Raw genomic sequence first — 24,506 nt, 5'->3', positions numbered from 1 at the left:
CCCCGGTCAGGTGACGGGACCGCGAACGGTCGGCAACACCGCGGAGGCGGCACGGAGTGGTGCGACGACGCTCGGGACCGACGCGCGTCGGTCAGACCAGGGGGCGGCCGGTCCGGATGCGGCGGCGGAGGTCCCACAGGAGCGCGTTGAACGGGAACTGCCGCAGCGCCGGCGGCAGGCGCCGGACCACCGCGGCGACGACCGCCACCATCCGGTCGAAACGGCGCTGGTCCCGGTCGCTCCAGGGCAGGCGCATCTCCCGCCGGAACGGCTCGGGCAGGAACCCCGTGGTGACGAACTTGTTGAAACCGCCGAACAGCAGCGACACCGGGCGCGGCAACCAGCGGAGCATCGTGAGGTCCACCAGGTACTCGCGCACCGTGTCGTCGATGGAGATCTGCTCCAGCTGCTCGTCCCAGTACTTCTCGAACGCGGCCCGGTCGCTCGGCCACGCCTCCGGCGGCACCTGCAGCGTCGTGCCCATCGCGGCGCCGTCGCGGTAGAAGGCCTCGGCGGTCTCCTCGTCGGGCTCGCCGAAGAACATCAGGGAGAGGTCCTCGAAGCCCTTGTACAGGCACGCCGCGACCCACAGCTGCAGGTCGGGGTCGAACGCGCTGTAGGAGACCGGGCTGCTCTCGGTCGAGCGCACCCGGGCGTGGGAGCGGTTGACGGCGCGCCGGTACAGCGTGCGCTCGCGCTCGGTGCCCATCGCCGCCACGGCGATGTAGGTCAGGGTGGTGCGGGTCCGCTTGATCGGGTGCCGGAAGAGCTGGCCGCTCTCCACCCGGCTCTCCACCACGCCGTAGCCGACGCCGGGCCGAGCCAGCTGCATGATCACGTTCGCGTTGCCCGCGAGGAGCCCGGCCCCGGTCACCGCGTCCTTGACCCGGGTGGCCGTGCTCACCGATGCCGTCACCGTCCGCCACCCCTCCGCCCAATTCTGCACACGACCGTTTTCAGTTAGCGAACCAGCGGTCCAGCCGATCTGTCAAGATGTGCCCATGAGCTCGTCTCCACTGCGGGTCTACGGCGGGGTGCAGGGCGATGACCGCAAGGCCGAGCGCCGGGCGCAGTTGCTCGAAGCCGGGCTGGACCTGCTCGGCGCCGCCGGCGACGGCCCGGCCCTGACGGTGCGCGGTGCGTGCCAGAAGGCGGGGTTGGCGACGCGCTACTTCTACGAGAGCTTCGCCGACCGGGACGCGCTGGCCGCCGCGGTCTACGACCACGTGGTGGACGGCCTGGCGACCACCACCCTCGAGGCCGTGAACGGCGCCGGACCGGACGAGCGGTCCAAGGTCCGGGCGGGACTGCAGAACATCGTGCGGACCATCGCAGACGACCCGCGGCGCGGTCGGCTGCTGTTCTCGGTCAGCCTGCACAGCCCGCTGCTCGCCCGGCGGCGGATGGACTCCTCGCGGTTGTTCGCCGCGCTGCTGGGCGGTCAGGCGCAGGACTACTACGGCATCACCGAGAGCCCGCACCTGGAGCTGACCACGCACTTCATCGTGGGCGGCCTGGCGCAGGCGCTCACCGCGTGGCTCGACGGCACGCTGCGGGTCGACGAGGACGAGCTCGTCGCCCACTGCACGGAGGTCTTCCTGGCCATCGCGGCCGGGTTCGCGACGGGCGACTAGTCGGCGACCAGCTCGGCGCGGACACCGACCAGCCGGACGGGCCGGTCCAGCGGGAAGCGGTCCAGCGCGGACCGCGCCGCGCGTTCGAGCACCTCGGCGTCCCGCGTCGGGCTCGGCAGCGACACGCCGTGCGTGTGCGTGGCGAAGCTGGAGTTGCGCACCTTCACCACGACGCGGCGGGCCAGCGCGTCCTCCGCGGCGAGGTCGGCGGCCACCACGTGCGACAGCCGCCGCACCTCGGCGCGCACCTGCTCGACGTCGCGCAGGTCGCGCTGGAAGGTCACCTCCCGACCGCGCGACCGGGCCCGGTAGGGCTCGTCGGTGACCGGGGTGGAGTCGTAGCCGTGCGCGAGGGCCACCAGCCACGGACCGATGTTGGGGCCGAACACCCCGGCCAGGTCGGCCATCTCGGCGCGGGCCAGGTCGCCGACGGTCGCGATGCCGCGCGCGGCCAGCTTCTTCGCGGTCTTGGCGCCGACGCCCCAGAGCGCGTCCGTGGGCAGCTCGGCCATGACCGCCACCCAGTTCGTCGCGTCCAGCCGGAACACCCCGGCCGGTTTGGCGAAGCCCGAGGCGAGCTTGGCGCGCAGCTTGTTGTCCCCGATGCCCACCGAGCACGCCAGCGCGGTGCGCTCGCGCACCTGGCGCTGCACCACGCGCGCGGTCTGCTCGGCGTCGTCGGTGTCGACCAGCATGAAGGCCTCGTCCCACCCGGCCACTTCGAGGATCCCGCCCAGCTCGTGCAGCGCGTCCATCACCTCGGCCGAGGCGGCGAGGTAGGTCTCGTTGTCCGCGGGCAGGAACACCGCGTCCGGGCAGCGGGCCGCCGCCGTGCGCAGCGGGGTGCCGGAGCGCACCCCGGCCTCGCGGGCTTCGTAGGACGCCCCGGCGACCACGCCCCGCTGCGTCGGGTCGCCGCTGCCGCCGACGAGCACCGGCCGTCCCCGCAGCTCGGGGTGGCGCAGCAGCTCGACGGCCACGATGAACTGGTCGAGGTCCACGTGCAGCACCACCCGTTCCACGCTGCCAGCATCGGCGGGTTCCCCCGGTTCCGCCAGGCGCGGTGCGCGACACTGGCGCCCATGAGCAAGCGCAGCGCCGGGATCCTGCTGTTCCGGGTCGTCGAGGGCGAGCCGCGGGTCCTGCTGGTCCACCCGGGCGGTCCCTTCTGGAAGAACAAGGACGCGGGCGCGTGGTCGCTGCCCAAGGGCGAGCACGACCCCGACGAGGACGCGCAGGCGGCCGCGGTCCGGGAGTTCGCCGAGGAGACCGGCACCGAGCTGTCCGGCCGCGACCTGCTGCCGCTCGGCGAGGTGAAGCAGCGCAACGGCAAGGTCGTCACCGCCTGGGCGGTGGAGGGCGACGTCGACGTGACGTCCGTGCGCAGCAACGAGTTCGAGGTGGAGTGGCCGCCGCGGTCGGGCCGCCGCCAGTCCTTCCCGGAGGTCGACCGCGCCGAGTGGTTCGACCCGGCCACCGCGCGCGCGAAGCTCAACCCGGCGCAGGCCGCCTTCGTCGACCGCCTCCTCGACCTGCTGCGCGACGCGGGCCGCCTCGCCTGACCACGGGCTGCTGCGGGTGACGCGACTCCCAGGGAGAACGGACGTCTGATCTCCCTCGGAACCGCGTGCCCCGCACCCGACTGGGGGCCGCTGGGCGCGGGCTCAGTCCTCGATCGAGGTCTCCTTGGTCTCCTTGCTGGCCAGGAGCGCGACCAGCGTGATCACGCCGACCACCGCCAGGTAGACACCGACCCAGCCCAGCCCGTAGGAGCTGGCCAGCCAGGTGGCGACGTAGGGCGCGACCGAGGCGCCCAGCAGGCTGGCCAGGTTGTAGGACACCGAGGCGCCGGTGTAGCGCACCGCGGTGGGGAACAGCTCCGGCAGCACCGCGCCCATCGGGCCGAACGTCATGCCCATCAACCCGAGCCCGACGACGAGGAACGACAGCGACGCGAACACCGAGTTCGTGCCGAACCACGGGCCCAGCAGCAGGCCGAACACCACGATCGCGAGGGTGGTGACGACCAGCGTCGGCCGCCGCCCGTAGCGGTCGGCCAGCAGGCCCGCCACCGGCACGGTCAGCCCGAAGAACACCACGCCGATCATGAGCAGGACGAGGAACGAGGAGCGCTCGTAGCCCAGCCCGTCCTCGGCCGTGCCGTAGGACAGCGAGAACACCGTCATCAGGTAGAACAGCACGTAGGTCGCCAGCATGATGAGGGTGCCCAGCACCAGGCCCCGGAGGTCGCTGCGGAAGACCTGCGCGAACGGCACCTTGGCCCGCTCGTTGCGGGCCACCACCCTGGAGAACGCCGGGGTCTCGTGCATGCTCAGCCGCACCCACAGGCCGACGGCCACCAGCGCCGCGGACACCAGGAACGGCACCCGCCAGCCCCAGGACAGGAACGCCTCGTCGTCCATCAGCTCGGACAGCAGCAGGAACAGGCCGTTGGCGAAGAAGAACCCGATCGGCGCGCCCAGCTGCGGGAACGTGCCGAACAGGGCGCGCTTGCGCGGCGGGGCGTTCTCGGTGGCCAGCAGCGCGGCACCGCCCCACTCCCCGCCGAGGCCCAGCCCCTGCCCGAACCGGCACAGCGCCAGCAGCAGCGGCGCGACGATGCCGATCTGCTCGTAGCCGGGCAGCAGCCCGATCACCACGGTGGAGATGCCCATGGTCAGCAGCGAGGCGACCAGCGTGGACTTGCGGCCGATGCGGTCGCCGAAGTGGCCGAACAGCGCGGAACCGACCGGGCGGGCCACGAAGGCGATCGCGAAGGTGGCCAGCGACTGCAGGGTCGCGGCGGTGGCGTCACCGGCCGGGAAGAACAGCCGCGGGAAGACCAGCACGGCCGCGGTCGCGTAGACGTAGAAGTCGTAGAACTCGATCGACGTGCCGACGAGGCTGGCGACGACGACCTTCCGGGTCGAGTTCCGCGGGGTGGGATCCCCCGATGCTCCGGTGTCCCGCACCTCCGGTGCCGGGACGTGGTCGACAGCCATCGCGGCGCAACCTCCAGGTCAACACGATCGGACTCCCGCACTCTAATCCGACCCCGACCACGTGCCGAGACAGGGTTCCCGCATCGTGGGCGCCCTCACCTGAGTTCGAGCCCCGGGGCGGGGACCTGGGCTCGTCCGACCGGTCGATCACGACGGCGAGGCGCGACCGACGGCCGCAGCGGCGCCCTAGACTCGATCACTCACCGAGTTCTTCTCCGCACACTCCGTGCCGAAGGAGCGCGCCGTGACCCGAGCAGCGCAACCGGACCTGTCCGCCCGCGGCGCACCGCGCCGGCTGAGCGGTGACGAGCTGCGGTACGTCGGGCTGCCGATCGGGGGCGTCGGCTGCGGCCAGCTCTACCTGGGCGGGGACGGCCGGCTGTGGCTCTGGGACGTCGACAACCGGACTCCGCCCGCCACCATCAACGACCTGCACTACACCCGCCCGCTCACCCCGAGTTCCCCGTTCGCGCACGGGTTCGCGGTGCGGGTGGGCGGGCGGCCCGCCCGCTGGCTGGACGCGCGCGGGTTCCCGGACGCCGCCTTCACCGGACGCCCGCCGGTGGCCGAGGTCGACTACCCGGACCCGCAGGTGCCGGTCCGGTTGCGCGCGTGCTCGCCGTTCGTCCCCACCGCGATCGACGACAGCTCCTACCCCGCGGTGTTCCTCGACCACACCGTGACCAACACTTCTCAGTCCACAGTGGACGTCGAGATCGCCGGGTTCCTGGAGAACCCGGTGTGCGTGGGCAGCCGGCACACCCGGCCGCTGCGGCTGCGCGCCGAGGCGTTCGCCGTCGACGGCGCGACGGGCGTGCGGTTCTCCGCCTCCGACGACCCCGCGGCGAACCCGATGCGCCCCGACCTGGTGCTGGAGGACTGGGAACGTCCCGGCTACGACGGCTGGACGGTGACCGGCAACGCGTTCGGCACCGGGCCGGTGCGCACCCTCGACCGCCCCGACTACCAGGGCGAGGCGGGCGCCTTCGGCACGCGGATGGTCGACTCGCACGCCAGCGCGCCGGGCACGGACGCCCGGACCCGCGACAGCGCCACCGGGACGCTGCGCAGCACGCCCTTCCGCATCGAGCGCACCTACCTCCGGTTCCGGATCAGCGGCGGCAACTACCCGGGGACCTGCTGCCTCAACGTCGTCGTGGACGGCCAGGTCGTCGGGTCGGCCACCGGGTCGGTCAGCGACCGGCTGTCCGACCAGGTCCTGTACCTCGGCCCGTGGCAGGGCCGGGAGGCCGTCATCGAGATCGTCGACGAGGAGACCGGGCCGTGGGGCCACATCGGGGTCGACCAGCTGGTGCTCACCGACCACGCCCCGAGCCACCCGCCGCTGCCGGAGCTGCCCGACCACGGCAGCGCCGCGCTGGCGGTGCTCGGCGCCGACCAGGTCCGCACCTGCCCCGCCGCAACCGCGTGGGACCGGCCGGAGGACGTGCTCGACCCCGTCCCCGGGCCCGCCGAGGTGGACGGGATCGCGCAGCGCACCGCGGGGGTGGTGCGCGCGGCGGTGACGCTGCGGCCCGGCGAGCAGCGGACCGTCCGGTTCGTGCTGGCGTGGTACTTCCCCGTGCCGGACCGGGAAGGACTGGCCTTCCTGGAGCGCAGTCGCGAACTGCTCCGCCACTACGCGACCCGGTTCGACAGCGCGACGGGGGTCGTGGCGCACCTCGCCGCCGAGCACGAGCACCTGCTGGAGCGGACCTCGACCTGGGTGCGCACCTGGTACGAGGAGTCGACGCTGCCGCACTGGCTGCTGGAACGGGTGGCGACCGGCACCACCACCCTGTCCACTTCGACCTGCTACCGGTTCGACGACGGGCGCTTCTACGGCTGGGAGGGCGCCTACTGCTGCGCGGGCACCTGCACGCACGTCTGGCACTACGCCCACGCCCTCGCACGGCTGTTCCCCGAGGTGGAGCGCGACACCCGGGAGCGGGTGGACCTCGGCATCGGCTTCCACGCCGCGACCGGGCAGCTGAGCATGCGCGGCGAGGCCGACCGCACCCCGGCGGTGGACGGCCAAGCCGGGACGGTGCTGCGGATCTACCGCGAGCACCAGATGTCGGCCGACCCCGGATGGCTGCAGCGGGTCTGGCCACGCACCCGGCGCGCGGTGGAGTACCTGATCGCCTCGGACGCCGAGCCGGACGGGGTGCTCGACGGGCCGCAGCCCAACACCCAGGACGCCACCTGGTTCGGCCGCAACAGCTGGCTCTCCGGGCTGTACCTGGCCGCGCTGCGGGCGGCCGCCGCGATGGCCGCGGAGGTGGGCGACGACGACTTCGCGCGGCGCTGCCGGGAGATCGCCGACCGCGGCGCCGAGGTCGTGGTGCGTGACCTGTTCAACGGCGACTACTTCGTGCACGAGGTCGATCCCGCGCACCCGGGGTCGGTGAACACCAACCGCGGTTGCTTCGCCGACCAGGTGCTGGGCCAGAGCTGGGCGTTGCAGCTGGGGCTGCCGCGCGTCCTGCCAGAGGCCGAGACCCGTGCCGCGCTGCGCAGCATCTGGCGGCACAACTTCGTGCCGCGCCCGCTGGAGCACCGGGAGAGCAGCCCGATCGAGGGCGGCCGGATCTTCTACGACGCCGACGTCCCGGCGCTGGTGATGTGCACCTGGCCGGCGGGCGGCGGTGACGAGGTGGGCGACAACTGGTCGACGAGCTACTTCAACGAGGCCTGGCACGGCATCGAGTACCAGGTGGCCGCGCACATGATCGCCGAGGGGATGGTCGACGAGGGCCTGGCGATCGCCCGCTCGGTGCACGACCGCTACCACCCGCGGCGCCGCAACCCGTACAACGAGATCGAGTGCAGCGACCACTACGCGCGCTCCATGGCCAGCTTCGGGGTGTACACGAGCCTGCTGGGCTACGAGCACCACGGCCCGCGCGGGCACCTGGGCTTCGCCCCGAAGATCACGCCCGAGGCCTTCGCGGCGGCCTTCACCACCGCCGAGGGCTGGGGCCTCTACCGGCAGCGGCGCACCGACGCCGAGCGGTCCAGCACGGTCGAACTCCGCCACGGCCGCCTGCACCTGAGCACTCTCGCCCTCGACACCCCCAGCACCGGACCGCGCGCGTGGCTCGACGGCACCGAGGTGCCGGTGCGCGCCGAGGACTCCGGACGACCGCTCTTCACCTTCCCCGAACCCCTCACCCTCACCGCAGGCCAGACCCTCCACGTCGAGCTCTGACCACCCCGGCCCCCGCTCACCGCTCCCGCCACATCACCAGTCGTGAGCGCGAAGACCGGCCAGAGCCGGTCTCACCACTCACGACCCACCCCGCCCACACGACCCCACCCACGCAACCAGACCCGAGCCCGAGTGCTGTCACCCAGCGCGCCACCGGTCGTGAGTGGGAAAGCCGGTTGGGGGCGGCTTTCGCACTCACGACCCCCTTGCTGCGGTCCTGTCTGGGGTGTGGGGTCAGCGGGGTGCGGTCAGGAAGTCGGTGAGGAGGGCGGTCAGGTGGGCGGGGTTGTCCTCCTGGACGAGGTGGCCGCTGTCGGGGATCCAGGTCAGGTCGGCGTGGGGGATGCGGTCGGCGAGGGCTCGGGCGCGGTCCGGTGGGAGCCACTGGTCCTGGTCGCCCCACGCGATGAGCACCGGGAGGTCGAGCTCGGCGTACCGGTCCTCGACCTCGCGGGTGTAGCGCTCGTCGGCCTGGGCGATCTGGCGGTAGAAGGCCGGTTGGCCGGCGTCACCGAGCCACGGCGCGACCAGCGCGTCCAGCACCTCGGCGCGCAGTTCCCGGTGGGCGGCGGTGGTGATGTAGCGACGGACCAGGGCCTCGTGCAGCAGCGGCGGCAACGCGGCGAAGACATCCGGGTTGTCGTGCACCAGCCGGAAGAACTCCGAGCCCCACGGCCGCACGCTCACCGCGTCGACCAGCGCCAGCCGCGCGTAGCGCGCCCCGCTGAGCAGCGCGGTCCGCAGCGCCACCGCCCCACCGAAGTCGTGGGCGACCACGGCGGGCTCCGCCAGCCCCCAGTGCTCCAGCAGGCTCGCGAACACCTCCTGCTGGGCGGCCAGCGAGACGTCCTGCCCCGCACGCATCTCCGACCGCCCGTAGCCGGGCATGTCCCAGACGAACACCTGGAACCGACCGCTCAGCGCCGCGGCGACGTCCCGCCAGACGTAGGAGGAGAACGGGGTGCCGTGCATGAGCACCACCGGGTCCCCCCGCCCGAAGGCGGCCCAGCGGACCGTCCCGTGCGCCGACTCGAACCGCTCTGGCAGCTCCCCACCCATCGCCCGACCTCCGTTACCGCCTTCTATCCGATGCCAGTAACGTTACCACCGAATCCGCCATGCCGGTAACCTGAGCGCATGGCGTACGACCGACCGCCCGCACCGGAGGAGCTGCGACCGGTGGAGGTGTTCGGCAATTCCGCCCGGTTCCTCCACGACGAGGACGCGTTGGCCGACCTCGCGGACGCCCGGGCGTGGTTGCGCGAGCACGGCTGGCCCGACGTCGCCGACGAGCTGGACGACCGCACCCGGCGCGAGCTGGTCCAGGCACGGGAGGCGATCCGCGAGCACCTCGCGGGAACGGGCTCCGAGGAGCTCAACGAGCACGCCCGCCGCCTGCTCGGGGTGCCGCAGTGGCAGCGCGGCCGCGTCGGGGTCCCGGTCCGCGGGCACACCGCGGCGGAGCGGATGGTCGGCGAGCTCGTGGCGGCGCTCGCGGTGGCCGACCTGAGCGGGACGGCCGGGCGGCTCAAGGTCTGCCAGGCCGAGGACTGCCGCTGGCTCTACTACGACCGCTCCCCCGGCGGCAACAGCGTGTGGTGCAGCATGGACGTCTGCGGCGCCCGCCACAAGATGCGCGCCTACCGCGCGCGCCGCCGGGACTCCTGACGGGAGGACGTTCCCCGGCAGAACCCGCGCGAGCGGAACCGCCGTCGGGCGAGGGGGAGTCGAGCTCGCCGGGCCGGAACGCGCCCGCCGAGCGGGGGGCGTCCCCGGACTCCGCCGGAGACGCCCCGCCGCGGTCAGACGACCGCTTCTTCGGCGTCCTCCGGGGCGGAGTCGCCGCGGACCGGGAGGTCCGCGAAGGCGGCCGACGGCTCCTGCCAGCACGTCGCCGAGGCGGCCTCCTGGATCGCCCGCCAGACCCGCTCCGGCGTGGCCGGCATGTCGATGTGCCGCACACCGAGGTGCTTGACCGCGTCGATCACCGCGTTCTGCACCGCGGGGGTCGACCCGACCGTCGCCGACTCCCCGATCCCCTTGGCGCCCAACGGGTTCAGCGGGCTCGGGGTCACGGTGTTGGTCACCTCGAACGAGGGCAGGTCCGCCGCCGACGGGATGGTGTAGTCGGCGAGCGTCCCGGTCTCCGGGTTGCCCTCCGCGTCGAAGGTGACCTGCTCCCACAGCGCCTGCGCGATGCCCTGCGCCGCGCCCCCGTGCTGCTGGCCGCGCACCAGCATCGGGTTGACGATCCGGCCGCAGTCGTCCACCGCGATGTGCCGCACCGGCCGGACGAAACCGGTCTCCACGTCCACCTCGACCACCGACACGTGCGCGCCGAACGGGAAGGTCGCACCGCCGGGCGCGAAGTCGATGTTCGCCGCCAACCGGTCGCCGTCCTCGCTCGCCGCGCGAGCCAGTTCCGACCACGCGATGACCGTGCTGGGCACGCCGGCCACGCCGAGCCCGCCGTCGGTGAGCTCGATGTCGTCGACGGAGGCCTCCAGCCGGGCCGCGGCCAGCTCCTTGGCCTTGCGCAGCACCAGGTCGCCGGCTTCCCGCACCGCGCTGCCGGCGATCTGCAGCGAGCGCGACCCGCCGGTGCCGCTGCCGCGCGGCACCTCGGCGGTGTCGGACTGGACGAACTCGATGTCCTCCAGCGGGATGCCCAGGGTGTCGGAGACGATCATGGCGAACGAGGTGGCGTGCCCCTGCCCGTGCGCGGAGGTGCCCACCTTGATCCGGGCGCCCGCCTCGTGCACCTCGACCTCGGCGTACTCGCCCGCACCGCCACCGGTGATCTCCACGTAGGCGCTCGTGCCGATGCCGAGCAGCACCTTCTCCCCGGCTTCGATGCGACGGGCCTGCTCGGCGCGCAGCGCGTCGTAGTCGGCCAGCCGGAGCGCCTCCTCGTACGGCAGCGCGTAGTCACCGCTGTCGTAGGTGGCGCCGGTCAGCGTCTTGTGCGGGAAGGACTCCGGGACGAGGAAGTTCTTGCGCCGCAACGCCGCCGGGTCCACGCCCAGCTCCGCGGCGGCCAGGTCCACCATCCGCTCCAGCATCGCGGCGGCCTCCGGTCGCCCGGCGCCGCGGAACGCGCCGACCGGCGTGGTGTTGGTCAGCACCGCCACGCCGTCGTAGCTGATCTTGGGGATTCGGTAGACGCCCTGCGACATCATCCGCGTCGAGCTCAGCGCGAGCGAACCACCGAACCCCGCGTAGGCACCGCAGTCGCCGATCACGCGGCAGCGCAGCCCGGTGATCGTGCCGTCGCGGCGCAGGCCGAGTTCCGCGTACTGCACCTGCGCGCGGCCGTGCGGCATGCCCTGCATGTTCTCCGAGCGCGTCTCGACCCAGCGGACCGGGCGGCCCAGGCGCAGCGCGACCGCGACGGCCACGGCGTGCTCGGAGATCAGCCCGGCCTTGCCACCGAACCCGCCGCCGACGTGCGGGGAGATCACCCGGATCCGGTGCGGTTCCCAGCCGAAGGCCTTGGCCAGCCCGTCGCGCAGGCCGTGCGGCATCTGCGTCGACACGTGGACCGTGACGTCGTGCTCCTGGTCCGGGCCGCCCGGCTCCACCGCGATGGCGTTGCCCTCCAGCGGCACCACCGCGACGCGCTGGTTCTCGATGCGGGCGCGCACCACCACCTCGGCGTCGGCGAGCACCTCGTCACCGGCCGGGTCGCGGAACCCGCCGGCGATGTTCGACCCCAGCTCCGGGAACTGCAGTTCGGCGTCGGGCGCCAGCGCCTGCTCCGGGTCCGCGACCACGTCCAGCGGTTCGTAGTCGACGTCGACGAGCTCGAGCGCGTCGGCCACCGCCGTGGCGCTCTCCCCCACGACCACCGCGACGGGCTCGCCGACGAAGCGCACCCGGTCGGTGGCCAGCGGCGGACGCGCGCACTTCGGGTTGAGCTCGACGAACGGGGGAGGGATCGGGACTTCGAGGTCGGCCGCGGAGAACGCACCGACGATGCCCGGTGCTGCCGCGGCGGCCGCGACGTCGACCCCGGTGACCCGGGCGTGCGCCACGGGCGAACGGACGAAGCCGAGGTGCAGGGCGCCCTTGACGTCGAGGTTGCCGACGTAGGTGCCCCGGCCTCGGAGCAGTTCCGGGTCCTCGACCCGTTGGACCTCGGTCCCCAGCAATGAACCCACCATGTGCGGAACCTTATCCGCCGCGCGGTCGCGAAGCAGCGAAGTTCGTGCCCGGGCGGGAGGAACTCGGCGACGGCGCTCCCGCGGCCGAGCCGCGACGGGGGCCGGGGCAGAGCGGGAACGGAACCTCCGTTCACCCCGTTGACCCACCCCGTCCGCATCTGTAGTTTTCACGCCCACTACAAGGCCTTCACAGATGTGAAACTTCCTGCTGCACGGAGGAGTGCCCGATGGGTGCACCCAGAACGACCAGCGACGACCCCTACCTCCTCACCGAGGACGGCGTCAAGGAACCACCTCGGGGCTGGAAGGCCAGCCTGCGCTACCTGGGGCCGGGGCTGATCGTCAGCGCCTCCATCGTCGGTTCCGGAGAGCTGATCGCCACCACTGCGCTCGGGGCCGAGGTCGGCTTCGCGCTGCTGTGGATGGTGATCCTGTCGACGGCGGTCAAGGTGGCCGTGCAGGCCGAGCTCGCCCGGTGGACGATCATCACCGGCAAGCCCGCCCTGACCGGGTTCAACGAGGTCCCGCCGAAGATCGGCCGGGTCGGCTGGATCAACCTGCTGTGGATGCTCATGGCGCTGTCCAAGCTGCTGCAGGTCGGCGGGGTCGTCGGCGGCGCGGTGGTGGCGCTGAGCATGCTGGTCCCGGTGGGCGGTGATCCGCTCGGCTTCACCTCGCTGGCGGTGTGGACGGTCATCGTGGTCGCGGGCAGCATCGCGCTGCTGTACACCAACAGCTACAGCCTCATCGAGCGGGGCGCGTTCGTCCTGGTGGTGGTCTTCTCCGTGGCCACCGTGGTGATCGCCCTCGGGCTGCCGTTCACGCCGTTCGGCTACGGCGGCGACGACCTGCTGTCCGGTCTGACCTTCAGCATCCCGGCCGGGGCGATCGGCGCCGCGGTGGCGATGTTCGGCATCACCGGCGTCGGCGCGGACGAGATCACCTTCTACACCTACTGGTGCGTGGAGAAGGGCTACGCCCGCTGGGTGGGGCCGAACGACGGCAGCGAGGACTGGCACCGGCGGGCGCAGGGCTGGATCCGCGTGATGTACAAGGACGTCTTCCTGTCGTGGGTGATCTACACCGTCAGCACGCTGGCGTTCTTCGTGATGGGTGCGGCGGTGCTCCACCCGCAGGGCCTGGTGCTCGAGGGCAACGAGATGATCACCACCCTGTCGCAGATGTACACCGACGTGATCGGCGAGTGGGCTGCGGTCGGCTTCCTCGTCGGCGCGATCGCGGTGCTCGGCTCGACGTTGTGGGCCTCGATCCCCAGCTGGTCCCGGATGTACGTCAACGTGCTGGCCACCCTGGGCGCGCTGGACTGGTCGGACGCGCGGTCCCGGCAGAAGTGGGTCCGCGGGTTCACCGTGGCGCTGCCGATCCTGTGGGGTTCGGCCTACCTGTTCATCAACTCCCCGGTGGTCATGGTGCAGATCGGCGGCATCATGACCGGCATCTTCCTGCCGGCGGTGGTGGTGGCGACCTGGTACCTGCGCAACACCCAGGTCGACCGGCGCCTGCACGGCTCGACCGCCTTCAACACGCTGCTGGTGATCAGCAGCATCGCGATCAGCTTGCTGGGCGTCTACAGCCTGCTCAACGTCTTCGGCATCTCCTTCGACTGAGCCTCTCCGGAGCGCCGGGCTCCCACGGCGGAACGGCGTGCGGGGCACCTCCCACCAACCGGGTCGGCGGGTGGTGCCCCGCACCTGGTCTCCGGAGCGGGGCTCCGTCAGCGGGGGCCATGCGGATGGCGCCGTCGAGGCGGACGGTCTCGCCGTTGAGGTAGCGGTTCTCGATGAGGTGGCGGGCCAGCGCCCCGAACTCGGCGGGGTCGCCGAGGCGCTTGGGGTTGGGCACGGAGTCCTCCAGGGCCTTGCGGACGTCCTCGCGGAGCAGGCCCAGCAGCGGGGTGTCCATGATCCCCGGGGCGATGGTGTTCACCCGGATCGCCTTGCTCGCCAGGTCGCGCGCCGCGCACAGCGTCATGCCGACGATGCCCGCCTTCGAGGCGGTGTAGGCGATCTGGCCGATCTGGCCCTCGAACGCAGCCACCGAGGCGGTCATGACGATCGCCCCGCGCTCGTCGTCGACGGTGTCGTGCTTGGCCATGCGGGCGGCCCCGAGCCGCAGCGCGTTGTAGGAGCCGATCAGGTTCAGCTGGATGACGTCTTCGAAGGGTTCCAGCGCACCGGGTTCGCCGTCCTTCTCCACCACGCGGATGCGGGCGCCGCGGCCCGCGCAGTGCACCACCGCGCGCAGCGGTCCGGCCTCGTCGGCGGTGTCCAGCGCGGCCGCGAACTGGTCCACGTCGGTGATGTCGGCGGCGGCGAACCGGGCGGCGTCGCCGAGCTCCTCGGCGACCTCGGCCCCCTTCGAGGTGGGCAGGTCGATGATGGTGACCGTCGCCCCCGCCGCGACCAACTCCCGCGCCGTCGCCAAGCCCAGACCGGACGCGCCGCCGGTGACCGCCGCCGAAATGCCTTCCAGACGCATGCGCTGATCCTCTCCACACCGGTAGGTTCGGCTCATTCAAGGCACGTCGCGCGGAACCGGTCAAAGTCCGGTTCGTGAACGGATCCGTAGGCCCGTCCTATATCCGGTGGACAGGCGGGCGAGGATGGGGGCGTGAGCGAATGGCGCATCGAACCCACCGACGTAGCGGGACCGACCGCCGCGCGGCTGCTCCGCGAGTACACCGGCGAGGTGGCGAGCCGGTACTACGGACGCCCGGCGACCGACGCCGAGGTGGACGCGGCGATGGCCGAGGACCCCGACGTCGGGTTGCGCCCGCCGACCGGGGTGTTCCTGGTGGCCGCTGACGGTACCACCCCGGTGGGGTGCGTCGGAGTCCGCGAGCTGGAGCCGGGTCTCGGGGAGCTCAAGCGGATGTACGTCGTGCCGCGGGTCCGCGGGCGCGGGGTGGGCGCCCGGCTGCTGGCCGAGGCCGAGCGGCACGCGCGCCTGCTGGGAAACCGGGCGATCCGCCTGGACACCCGGGACGACCTCGTGGAGGCGCGCGCCCTCTACGCCGAGCACGGGTACCGGGAGGTCCCGGCCCACAACGACGGGCCGTACGCCGACCACTGGTTCGAGAAGGTCCTGTGCTGACCGGGCGGGTCGTGGCGCGGCCGGTCCGGACCGACCGGCTCGACCTGGAACCCCTGCGCACCGAGCACGCCGACGAGATGTCCGAGGTGCTCGGCTCCCCCGAGCTCTACGCGTTCATCGGTGGTGCCCCGCTCACCGCACCGGAACTGCGCGCCCGCTACGAGCGGGTGCTGGCGGGCCCACCGGACCCCGCGACCTCCTGGTGCAACTGGGTGGTCCGGCTGCGCGCCGAGGACCGGCTCGTCGGTGCGGTGCAGGCGACGATCACGCCCGGACACCCGGGCCCCGCCGCGCTGATCGCTTGGACGGTGGGAACCGCGTGGCAGCGGCGCGGCATCGCGACGGAGGCCGCCCGCGCCCTGGTCGACTGGTTGCGCCAGGTCCCGGTGCGCGGCGTCCTCGCGCACATCCACCCGGACCACCACGCCTCGGCCGCCGTCGCCGCGGCCGCCGGCCTGGAACCGACCGCGGACAGCCACGACGGCGAGGTCGTCTGGCGCCGGACCCTCCACCGCACCTGACGCACCGTCCACTCCAGACAGGACACGCCGAGATCGGGCACCGGCCCGGCACGCCGTCTACGGTGGAGGGGCGGCATCGGCGAGCGGGTGGAGCACGGCATGGTCAACGCGCGGCGGAAGTTGGTGCTGGTCCGGCACGCGAAGGCGGCCCGGCCGGACGACGTCGACGACATCGACCGCCCGCTGAGCGCACGGGGACGCCGCGACGCACCCGAGGTCGGCCGCTGGCTGCGCGAGCACGCCGCGGCGATCGAGCTGGTGCTGTGCTCCCCCGCCGTGCGCACCCGCCGCACCTGGCAGCTGGCCGCCCCCGAGGTCCCGGCCGAGCCGAACGTCAAGCACGACGACCGGGTCTACGCCGCCTCCGCCCGTGCGCTGCTGGCGGTCGTCCACGAGATCCCGCCGGCGGTGATGACCGCCGCGGTCGTCGGGCACAACCCGGGCCTGGAGGACCTGGTCGACCTCCTCACCGGGCAGCCCGCCGAGCTCAAGACCGCGGCGGTCGCCGTGCTCGGGGTCGACGTGCCGTGGGCCGAGGTCGGCGAGGACTCCGCCACCACGCTGGACCTCGCCACCCCGCGCGGGTGACTACGGCAGGCTGATCGCCACCACGTCCCGGCCGAGACCGGCGACCTGGTCGGCCAGCTTCCGCGCCCACGGGTGCTCGTCGGCGCTCACCCCGCCGAGGTCGACCCTGAACCGCACCACGTCCGGGCTCCGCGTCACGTCGGCGGTCGCGCCCCGCTCGGCCAGCCACCGCTGGACCTGGTCGGCGACGGCGGGCCGCACCGACAGCACCATCCGTCCGGGCGTCGCGGCGGTGGGGTGGGCTCGGGCGACGTCGGCCACCGCCTGTGGCGCGTCTTCCGGCCGGGGCCCGGTGATGGCGTTGAACAGCACCTTCGCCGTGCCGTTGGTGAAGGCGCGGTAGTTCGGGTCGAAGCCGAACAGCACCACCCGGCCGGCGCCGAAGGCCTCGTCCACGACCGCGGTCCGGCCGTGCAGCTGCTCGGCGCCGGAGGCGAAGCCGGAGACGTACCAGTCCGGATCGCCCTCAGCGGGGAAGCGCGCGGCCGTCGACTCCGCCGGGGCCGTCCACACCGCCTCGTACTCGTACATCGCCCACGCGGTCGGGCCCACGCCCTCGGCCAGCGGGCTGTCCGGGTCGAGCTGGACGCGGACGAGCGCGCCGGGGACGTCCGAGGTCGGCTCGACGTAGGTCGCCGACGTGAGGCCGAGCCGCACCGCCAGCCGGGAGGCGTCCCGCAGCGCGATCAGCGTCCCGCCGCCGCGCACCCACTCGGTCAGCGCTGCCCGGCCCCGCTCGCCGAGCGCGTCGAAGGCCTCCTGGTCCGACCCGTTCGGGACGACCAGCACGTCGTGGTCCGCGAGCGCACCGCCGGCGATCCCCTCGGCGGTGACGTCGTCGGCCGCCAGCCGCCGGTCGTCCAGCCACCAGCGCAGCCAGCCCGCCGACTCGGTGGACGCGCCGTCGTCGGAGATCTGCCAGACCGCCGTGCGCGGTGCGTCGGCCACCGGGCGCGCGGCCGGTTCCGGTTGCTCCGGCAGCGGCATCGCGCGCGGCCGCAGGTCGGCGCCCGAGCGCCCGCCGCTGACGTTCTCCAGCAGCGGTCCGCTCCAGGCCGTCACGTCGTAGAAGTACGGGAACGGCACGTAGCTGTCCTCGTGGAGCATCGCCTGCACCCAGTGCTTCTGCCCCTGCGCCATCGGGACCCACAGCGTCCCGGCGGGCAGCGTCGTCGACCGCTCGGCGCGTCCGTACTCGGTGTAGTCCGGGACCTCCAGGGGCGCGGTCAGCCGGTAGACCTCGACGTCCATCCGCTGCAGCCGCCGCGCCAGGCGCTGCACCTCCTCGGCCTTCGCCGGGTCGTCGGTGCGCAGGAAGTAGTGCTTGACGCGGATGTCGGGCACCGGGTTGGTGATCTCCCCGTCGTTCCAGTAGAGCTGGTTCGGCTCCAGCTCTCCGGCCGCGCCCTGCCGCTGCGCCTCCACGTGCTCGCCGCGCCACGCCGCGAGCAGCCGCTCGTCCTGCGCCCCGGCCGCCACGAGCGTCGCCCAGATCGCGGTGTACTGCTCGCCGACCCGCTCCGGCAGGGGGTCCGCCGAGTTCTTCTCGAAGGTCATCCCGGCCGCCCCGAACCCGGTCAGCGGCACGGTGTCGCCGTAGCCGACGTACATCAGGTCGTAGGACTCGCCGTTGAAGTACGGGATGCCGAAGCGCTCGAACGCCTGCTGCATCGCCGGGCCGTACAGGTCGTACACCCAGTCCAGCGGGGTCTCCCCGATGTCGTGGTAGACCGGGTCGGCGTTGGGCGGGAAGAAGTAGTCCGGGCTGCCCATCTCGTGGGCGTCGACGAACACCTGCGGCGGCAACGCGCGCAGTGCCTCGAGCTTGCCCTCGGTCTCGGGCTGGGTGCGGGCGAACCAGTCGCGGTTCATGTCGAACCCGTTGGCGTTGCGGCGGGTGTCGGCCTCGCGCCCGTCGGGGTTCTGCGTCGGCAGCACCACGACGACGGCGTGGTCGAGGACGGTCCGCGCGGTGCAGTCGGTGCGGGCGGCCAGCTCGTACAGCACGCGCAGCGCCGCGTCCGTGCCGCTCTCCTCGTCTCCGTGCACGTTCCCCGCCACCCACAGCACGGCGGGCGTCTCGCGGACGATCCGCTGCGCCACCGGTTCCGGGGTGCGCGGGTCGCGCAGCCGGTTGAGCTGCCTGCCGATCTCGCGCAGCGCCCCCGGTCGCACCCACCGCTCCTGGCCGACCACCGCGTAGCGCAGCGGCCGCCCCTCCACCGACGTGGCGAGCACGTCGTCGACGACCTTCGGGCTCGCGTCGGCGAGCGCCCGCAGGTAGGTGTCGGACTCCTCGGTGGTGACCTCCCGCTCGCCGAGGTCCACGCCCAGCACGTCGCGCGCCGTCGGGACCGACTCGTCCACGGTGGGCTCGGTGAACGGGTCGCAGGGAGGTGCTGCGGCCGCCGGTGGCACCGCCAGCAGCGGCAGCGACAGGGCCAGCGCGGCTGCGGCGGCCCGCCACTGCGCGCGGCCGGGACCGGAGAACGTCGCCATGGGACCACCCCTCGCTCCGGACAGTGATCGACGATCGAGTCGATCACGCCGTCACCGCGGCCGCAAGCGCCGTCCGGACCGAACGAGCCAACGGGACCTGTCGCTCACCCCGACGAGGGGAACGTGCGCTCGATCTCGGGTCGCACTTCCGGAACGGTTCCGTGCCGTAGGGTTCCACCCGTCCTGGACGTCGCAGAGGAGGATCGATGGTCGACGCGACCGCTGCCGGACCGTTCTTCACCCCGGACGGGGACCACCTCGTCCCGGCTCCGCACGCGAACAGCCCGTGGGCGCCGGACATGATGCACGGGCGGCTGTTCGGCGGTCTGCTGGCCCGCGCGCTGGAGCGCGAGCACGGTGATCCGGACCTGCAGTTCAGCCGGTTGACCGTCGACCTGTTCCGCCACGCCAAGCTCGCCCCGGTGCGGGTGGAGACCCGACGCGTCCGCGACGGCCGCCGCATCCGGGTCGCCGACGCCACGGTGTTCGCCGGCGACCAGCCGGTGGCGCGCGGGAGCGCGGTGCTGCTGCGCCGCGGCGAGCAGCCCAGCGGCGCGGTACCGGCGACGTCCGCGTGGGACGCGCCGACGCCGGACCAGCTCGACGCTCCCCGCAGCCAGACCGGGGACTGGCCCCCACCGTTCGACGTGTGGATGCTGGACGCCTCCGGCAAGCCCACCGAGGACTGGCAGGCGGAGGGGCCGCGCCGCGCCTGGGTGCGGGATCGGTGCGACCTGGTGGCGGGCGAGTCGATGTCGCCGTTCGTGCGGGTCGCGATCGCCGGCGACTTCGCCAGCCCGCTGGTGAACTTCGGCCAGGACGGCGTGCTGGAGTTCATCAACGCCGACTACACGCTCACCCTCAGCCGGCTGCCGCGGAGCGCGGACATCGGCATCGAGGCGACCGGACAGGTCAGCCAGGACGGCGTGGCGGCGGGCAGCTGCACGTTCCACGACGTCGAGGGCCCGATCGGGTTCTGCACGCTGACGGCGGTGGCGAACCCGGCGGCCGGGAAGCCCTGACCGGACCGCGCTCCGGCGTGGTCAGTCCGCCAGCGCGGCCTCGATGCGGGCCGCCGCGGCGACCACCTCGGCGCCGAACCGGCGGCCCGGACTGGGTTCGAGGCGCTGCACCGGCGCCGACAGGCACACCGCCGCGACGGTGTCACCGTGCAGCCGGACCGGGGCGCTGACCGACCCGACGCCGGGGGCGCGCTCGGCCACGCTCTCGATCCACCCGTGCCCGTCCGGGTCCTCCTCGCCGAGCAGCACCCGCGCCGCGGACCCGAGGGGCAGCGGCAGCAGGCTGCCCACGGGTTGGCTGGCGCGCAGTTCCGCCGCCGACTCGAAGCTCACCACGCAGCGGCGGTGGTCGGCGCGGCGCACCCACAGCTGCACGGACTCCCCCGCGGTCGCGCACAGCTCGGCCAGGACCGGTCGCGCGGTCTCGGCCAGTTCCGAGGTCGCGAACCGGGGGCCGAGGTGGAGGCAGCCCGCGCTGTCCCGCCGCAGCAGGCCGTGCGCGACCAGCGCGCTGGCCAGGCGGTGCGTGGTGGACACGGTCAGCCCCAGCGTCCTGGCCAGTTCCGTGGCGCCCATCGGGGTGCTCTCGACGCAGTCCAGGATCGCCACCGAGCGGTCCAGCACCCCGACTCCCGTGGTGAACGGTTCGGCCATCGGCTAGCGCCGCACCTCGGCCGGCACCGCAGGCACCTTCGCCAGCGCCGACGGCAGCGGGTGCCCGACCAGCCCGGCGAGGTGCTCGCGCAGCTCGCCGACCTTCGACACGTCGATGCCGGTGTCGACGCCCTCGCGGTGGAAGAGGTGGATCAGGTCGTCGGCGGCGATGTTGCCGGTGGCGCCGGGCGCGAACGGGCAGCCGCCGAGGCCCCCGAGCGCGGCGTCGAAGCGACGCACGCCGAGTCGGTAGGCCTCCCAGGCGTTGGCGTCGGCCATGCCGTAGGTGCTGTGCAGGTGCAGCCCGATCCGCTCGACCGGGAACACGTCGCGCACCGCGGTGACCGCCCGGGTGATGTCACTGGGCGACGCGGCGCCGATGGTGTCGGCCAGGTGCAGCACGTCGACCCCGATGCGCTCGTAGTGCCGGGCGACCCGCACCACCCGCTCGACCGGCGTGTCCCCGTCGAAGGGGCAGACGAACGCCGTGGCGATGCAGCCCTCGGTGCGGATGCCCGCGTCGTGCAGGACCTCGGCCGCGCGGGCCAGCCGCTGCATCGCCTCCTCCGTGCTGACCCCGGAGTTGGACCTGCTGTGCCCCTCGCTGGCCGACATCACCAGCCGCGCGTGCGTGGCCCCGGCCTCGACCGCGCGGTGCGCACCGCGCTCGTTGAGCACCAGCGTGTGCAGCGTCGCGGACCGGCCGGCGAGCCCGGCGACGACCTCGGCGGTGTCGGCCATCGTCGGCACCCGCTCCGGGTTGACGAACGAACCGACCTCCAGGTGGCGGAACCCGGCGTCGACCAGCATCTCGCCGAACCGCACCTTGTCGGCGGTGGGCACCACCACCGGTTCGATCTGCAGGCCGTCGCGCAGCGACACCTCGGTGATGAGCACCAAATCAGATCACTCCCTCGGCCCGCAGTTCGGCCACTTCCTCGGGCGGGACGCCCAGTTCGTCGAGCACCGCGTCGGTGTGCTCGCCCAGCTCGGGGCCGAGCCACCGGGTGCGGCCCGGTTCCTCGACGAGCTTGGGCACGATGCCGGGGAACAGCACCTCGCGGACCTCGTCCTGCTCGATGCGCACCGGGTGGCGCTCGTGCATGCCGCGCGCCGCGTAGTGCGGGTCGGCCACGATGTCGCGCACGTCGTAGATGGGTCCACTGGGGACGGACGCGTCGGCGAGCAGTTCCAGGATCCGCGGGCTGTCGGCCGTCGCGGTCCAGGCGCTGATCGCCGCGTCGATCTCCTCGGCGCGCTCGACGCGGCCGACGTTGGTCTGCAGCTGCGGGTCCTCGGCCAGGTCCGGGCGGCCGATGAGCCGCATGAGCCGGCCGAAGATCGCGTTGTTGTTGCCGCCCACCACGACGTACTTGCCGTCCGCGCACTGGTAGGTGCTGGACGGGACGACACCGGGGATGGTGGGCCCGGTGGGTTCGCGGGTCACGCCGAAGGCGTCGTAGTCGGGGACCGAGGACTCCATGAGCGAGTAGATCGCCTCGTAGAGCGCGACGTCGACGGTCTCGCCCCGCTCTCCCTGGCGGCGCCGGAGCAGGCCCATGAGCGCACCGATGACGGCGTAGAGGCCGGCCACCGAGTCGGCCAGGCTGACCCCGGTGCGCACCGGCGGCAGGCCCGGGTAGCCGGTGAGGTGCCGCACCCCGCCGAACGCTTCGGCGACACCGCCGAAGCCCGGGCGTTCCCGGTACGGGCCGGTCTGGCCGAAGCCGGAGATCCGCACCAGCACCGCCCCGGGGTTGACCGCGCGGATGTCGTCCGGGCCCAGGCCCCACTTCTCGAGGGTGCCGGTCCGGAAGTTCTCCAGGACGACGTCGGCACCGGCGATGAGCCGCCGCGCGATGTCCTGCCCGCGCTCGGCGCGCAGGTCCAGGGTGATGGAGCGCTTGTTGCGCGCCATGGCTCGGAACAGCAGCGAGACGTCACCGCCGTGCAGCCGCCAGCTGCGCAACTCGTCGCCGGTGCGGGGGCGTTCGACCTTGATCACGTCGGCGCCGAACTCGGCCAGGATCCGGCCGGCGGTCGGCGCGGCGATGAAGTTGCCCAGCTCGACGACCCGGACGCCGGTGAGCGGGCCGTGTCCCGTGGACGTCATCGGGTCCTCTCCTGTTGTCGTGCGCGGTGGGTGGAGGGCGATGTGGGCGCCCGTGGGCCACGAGGTGTCCGCCTCCGCGAGCCCGTTTCCCAAAGTTTGGGAAGCATCTCCCAAATCTGGCCCCGCGAACCTAACCGCCCGGCCCCGCCCGCACAAGACTCCGCCGCACGGCTCCCGCGGGGCGACTACTCGGCGGACCGGCGCGGTCACGCACCGCCACCCAGCGACGACGGCCCGAGCGCGTCCGGGCGCTGTGTATGCTGTGCCGGTCCGTCTCCGTCCCCGCCGGGCGAGCACAACTCGATCCCGGTGGCACGAGCCCTGTCCGCGGCAGAACTGGAGCCGGCCGCGCGCCGGCCCCGACGAATCGGACGCTCGTATGTCGGACATCGTTGTCTTCGCCAACACCGCGATCACCATCATCGGCGTCGTGGTGCTCATCCTCCGGGCCAAGATCAGCCCGGCGATCGCGCTCGTGCTCGGCGCGCTCTACCTGGGACTGGTGTCGGGCCTGGGCCCGGAGCAGACCATCAAGTCCATCACCACCGGTTTCGGCGACCTGATGACCGAAGTCGGCCTGCTCATCGCCTTCGGCGTGCTGCTGGGCTCGCTCATGGCCTCGCTGGGCGCGATCGAGAAGCTGGTGGACCGCCTGGTGCGGCTCTTCGGCCCCAAGACGCTGCCCTACGCCTTCGGCTCCACGATCGGCACCGTGCTGCAGTCGATCTTCGCCGACGTGCTGCTGGTGATCACCGCGCCGCTGGCCAGCCGGTTGTCCCGGCAGATCGGCCCGCACGGCGCGGCGCGGATGTGCGCGGCCATGGCGCTGGGCATCGAGGTGGGCCTGGTGTTCGTGGTGCCCGGCGTGGGCGCGGTCGCGCTGGCCGGGGTGCTGGACCTGCCGTTCGGGAAGATGTTCGTCTTCGGCGCCATCACCGCGGTGTTCACCATCGTCACCACGCTGGCGCTGTTCACCGCGCTGGCCAAGCGGGGCCTGTGGAACCCGGAGCTGGACGAGACCGAGGAGCTGCCCGTCGCCGAGGTCGAGGCGGGTGAGGAGCGCCGGTACCCGTCGCTGTGGCTGTCGCTGTCCCCGCTGCTGCTGGCACTGCTGCTCATCGCGTCCGGGGCGATCGCCGAGATGCTGGGCCTGAGCTCGCCGGTGGTGGACTTCCTCGGCGACCCGGTGATCGCGCTGCTCATCGGCCTGGTCGGCGCGCTGGTCATCGCCCGCTGGAAGCTGCCGAAGGAGGACACCGAGGCGGCGTTCAAGCGCGGGTTCCACGAGAGCGGCCAGATCCTCATCCTCACCGGTGTCGGCGGGTCGCTGGCGCAGACGGTCAAGGACGTCGGGCTCGGCGGGCTGCTCAAGGACTACTTCACCACCAGCACGCTGCTCCCGCTGCTGCTGGTGTGGGCGGTGGCCGCGGTGCTGCACATCGCGGTCGGCTCGGTGGTGCTCGCCTCGATCACCGCGGCCGGCGTCCTCGGCCCGGTGATGCCGATGCTGGGCATCGACCCGGTGTTCGTCGCGCTGGCGGCGGGCGCGGGCTCGCTGTTCGTCATCCACGCCACCAGCAACACGTTCTGGCTGCTGCAGACCCTGCTGCCGCAGACGATCCGGGGCGCGTTGAAGTCGGTGACGCTCACGGTCTCGACGGCCTCGGTCATCGCCATGGTCCCGATCCAGCTCATGGCGTTCCTGTTCTGAGCGCCGCTGCCCCCAGGCTGACCGGCGCGCTGCTCCGTGCGCGCCACCTGCACCACCAGCAGTCGCGTGCGCCCGGAGCGCGCCGAGCACCTGCCGGCGCGGGGGTGACCTCCGGCGCGGCGGCGCGAGCGGTCGGCTCCCCCGACGGGCGGGTGCCCCGCCGCCTCCACGCGGGAGCGCCGACCCCGATCCGGGGTGCGGTTCGTCGTGACATCCGCCGTTCGGCTGTCTAGCATCGAGGTTCACCAATGAGAAACGTTTTCATCACCGTGAA

The 24,506-nt window shown here is 73.0% G+C and carries 19 protein-coding genes and 1 pseudogene; 10 read left to right on the top strand and 10 right to left on the bottom strand.

What is annotated here, in order from left to right; translation table 11 throughout:
- Window positions 1-91: 91 nt before the first annotated feature.
- Complete coding sequence (locus HNR68_RS12810) at window positions 92-916, bottom strand: oxygenase MpaB family protein (RefSeq protein ID WP_179720743.1); 825 nt, start codon at window positions 914-916, stop codon at window positions 92-94.
- Between the two features lie 85 nt (window positions 917-1,001).
- Here HNR68_RS12810 and HNR68_RS12805 point away from each other — a divergent pair, with 85 nt between their 5' ends.
- On the top strand, window positions 1,002-1,634 hold the full coding sequence (locus HNR68_RS12805; protein WP_179720741.1) for a TetR/AcrR family transcriptional regulator: 633 nt from the start codon (window positions 1,002-1,004) through the stop codon (window positions 1,632-1,634).
- Here the strand turns inward: HNR68_RS12805 and HNR68_RS12800 are convergent.
- Window positions 1,631-2,656, bottom strand: coding sequence for a DNA polymerase IV (locus tag HNR68_RS12800; protein ID WP_179720739.1), 1,026 nt, complete (start codon window positions 2,654-2,656; stop codon window positions 1,631-1,633). The two genes, HNR68_RS12805 and HNR68_RS12800, sit on opposite strands and share 4 nt — an antisense overlap.
- 60 nt (window positions 2,657-2,716) lie before the next feature.
- Between HNR68_RS12800 and HNR68_RS12795 the strand changes: the two genes are divergently transcribed.
- On the top strand, window positions 2,717-3,196 hold the full coding sequence (locus tag HNR68_RS12795) for an NUDIX hydrolase (RefSeq protein WP_179720737.1): 480 nt from the start codon (window positions 2,717-2,719) through the stop codon (window positions 3,194-3,196).
- Between the two features lie 102 nt (window positions 3,197-3,298).
- Here HNR68_RS12795 and HNR68_RS12790 read toward each other — a convergent pair whose 3' ends face one another.
- Window positions 3,299-4,636, bottom strand: a complete 1,338-nt coding sequence (locus HNR68_RS12790; protein ID WP_179720735.1) for an MFS transporter — start codon at window positions 4,634-4,636, stop codon at window positions 3,299-3,301.
- Window positions 4,637-4,880: 244 nt separating this feature from the next.
- Between HNR68_RS12790 and HNR68_RS12785 the strand changes: the two genes are divergently transcribed.
- The gene (locus HNR68_RS12785; protein ID WP_179720733.1) at window positions 4,881-7,847 is read left to right on the top strand and encodes a GH116 family glycosyl hydrolase; all 2,967 of its coding nucleotides are present in this window, start codon (window positions 4,881-4,883) and stop codon (window positions 7,845-7,847) included.
- A gap of 234 nt (window positions 7,848-8,081) precedes the next feature.
- Here the strand turns inward: HNR68_RS12785 and HNR68_RS12780 are convergent, their stop codons facing one another.
- Window positions 8,082-8,906 carry an alpha/beta fold hydrolase gene (locus HNR68_RS12780; protein WP_179720731.1) on the bottom strand — a complete coding sequence of 275 codons (825 nt, stop codon included), beginning with the start codon at window positions 8,904-8,906 and terminating at the stop codon, window positions 8,082-8,084.
- 78 nt (window positions 8,907-8,984) lie between these two features.
- Here HNR68_RS12780 and HNR68_RS12775 point away from each other — a divergent pair, with 78 nt between their 5' ends.
- A complete protein-coding gene (locus HNR68_RS12775; RefSeq protein ID WP_179720729.1) occupies window positions 8,985-9,515 on the top strand; it encodes a CGNR zinc finger domain-containing protein in 531 nt (176 codons plus the stop codon).
- Between the two features lie 134 nt (window positions 9,516-9,649).
- Here the strand turns inward: HNR68_RS12775 and HNR68_RS12770 are convergent, their stop codons facing one another.
- The gene (locus HNR68_RS12770) at window positions 9,650-12,010 is read right to left on the bottom strand and encodes a xanthine dehydrogenase family protein molybdopterin-binding subunit (protein ID WP_179720727.1); all 2,361 of its coding nucleotides are present in this window, start codon (window positions 12,008-12,010) and stop codon (window positions 9,650-9,652) included.
- A gap of 227 nt (window positions 12,011-12,237) precedes the next feature.
- Here HNR68_RS12770 and HNR68_RS12765 point away from each other — a divergent pair, with 227 nt between their 5' ends.
- A complete protein-coding gene (locus tag HNR68_RS12765; RefSeq protein WP_179720726.1) occupies window positions 12,238-13,638 on the top strand; it encodes an Nramp family divalent metal transporter in 1,401 nt (466 codons plus the stop codon).
- 112 nt (window positions 13,639-13,750) lie between these two features.
- Here the strand turns inward: HNR68_RS12765 and HNR68_RS12760 are convergent.
- Window positions 13,751-14,509: pseudogene (locus HNR68_RS12760) on the bottom strand (SDR family NAD(P)-dependent oxidoreductase); the annotation flags it as partial.
- 132 nt (window positions 14,510-14,641) lie between these two features.
- On the opposite strand from HNR68_RS12760, the gene HNR68_RS12755 reads away from it, so the two are divergent.
- From HNR68_RS12755 to HNR68_RS12745, 3 genes are all read left to right on the top strand, one after another.
- Window positions 14,642-15,124: a GNAT family N-acetyltransferase gene (locus HNR68_RS12755; RefSeq protein ID WP_179720723.1), complete on the top strand. Its 483-nt coding sequence runs from the start codon at window positions 14,642-14,644 to the stop codon at window positions 15,122-15,124.
- Window positions 15,118-15,645, top strand: coding sequence for a GNAT family N-acetyltransferase (locus HNR68_RS12750; RefSeq protein WP_343050108.1), 528 nt, complete (start codon window positions 15,118-15,120; stop codon window positions 15,643-15,645). Before HNR68_RS12755 ends, HNR68_RS12750 begins: the two co-directional genes overlap by 7 nt.
- Before the next feature lie 99 nt (window positions 15,646-15,744).
- Window positions 15,745-16,233 carry a SixA phosphatase family protein gene (locus HNR68_RS12745; protein WP_179720721.1) on the top strand — a complete coding sequence of 163 codons (489 nt, stop codon included), beginning with the start codon at window positions 15,745-15,747 and terminating at the stop codon, window positions 16,231-16,233.
- On the opposite strand, the gene HNR68_RS12740 is transcribed toward HNR68_RS12745, so the two are convergent.
- Window positions 16,234-18,732 carry a M14 family zinc carboxypeptidase gene (locus HNR68_RS12740; protein ID WP_179720719.1) on the bottom strand — a complete coding sequence of 833 codons (2,499 nt, stop codon included), beginning with the start codon at window positions 18,730-18,732 and terminating at the stop codon, window positions 16,234-16,236.
- A 206-nt stretch (window positions 18,733-18,938) separates the two neighbouring features.
- Here HNR68_RS12740 and HNR68_RS12735 point away from each other — a divergent pair, with 206 nt between their 5' ends.
- The gene (locus tag HNR68_RS12735) at window positions 18,939-19,754 is read left to right on the top strand and encodes an acyl-CoA thioesterase domain-containing protein (RefSeq protein ID WP_179720717.1); all 816 of its coding nucleotides are present in this window, start codon (window positions 18,939-18,941) and stop codon (window positions 19,752-19,754) included.
- A 21-nt stretch (window positions 19,755-19,775) separates the two neighbouring features.
- Here HNR68_RS12735 and HNR68_RS12730 read toward each other — a convergent pair whose 3' ends face one another.
- Genes HNR68_RS12730 through HNR68_RS12720 form a run of 3 tightly spaced genes read right to left on the bottom strand, consistent with a single transcriptional unit; the run spans window position 19,776 to window position 22,521 of the window.
- The gene (locus HNR68_RS12730; protein ID WP_179720715.1) at window positions 19,776-20,408 is read right to left on the bottom strand and encodes an IclR family transcriptional regulator; all 633 of its coding nucleotides are present in this window, start codon (window positions 20,406-20,408) and stop codon (window positions 19,776-19,778) included.
- Between the two features lie 3 nt (window positions 20,409-20,411).
- Window positions 20,412-21,305 carry a hydroxymethylglutaryl-CoA lyase gene (locus HNR68_RS12725; protein WP_343050104.1) on the bottom strand — a complete coding sequence of 298 codons (894 nt, stop codon included), beginning with the start codon at window positions 21,303-21,305 and terminating at the stop codon, window positions 20,412-20,414.
- Window positions 21,306-21,309: 4 nt separating this feature from the next.
- Window positions 21,310-22,521: a CaiB/BaiF CoA transferase family protein gene (locus HNR68_RS12720; protein WP_179720711.1), complete on the bottom strand. Its 1,212-nt coding sequence runs from the start codon at window positions 22,519-22,521 to the stop codon at window positions 21,310-21,312.
- 379 nt (window positions 22,522-22,900) lie between these two features.
- Between HNR68_RS12720 and HNR68_RS12715 the strand changes: the two genes are divergently transcribed.
- Window positions 22,901-24,232 carry a GntP family permease gene (locus HNR68_RS12715; RefSeq protein WP_179720709.1) on the top strand — a complete coding sequence of 444 codons (1,332 nt, stop codon included), beginning with the start codon at window positions 22,901-22,903 and terminating at the stop codon, window positions 24,230-24,232.
- The last annotated feature ends 274 nt before the right edge of the window (window positions 24,233-24,506 follow it).

The organism is Saccharopolyspora hordei (assembly GCF_013410345.1).
GTDB lineage: Bacteria > Actinomycetota > Actinomycetes > Mycobacteriales > Pseudonocardiaceae > Saccharopolyspora > Saccharopolyspora hordei.
This window is presented reverse-complemented; position numbering and strand designations above follow the sequence as displayed.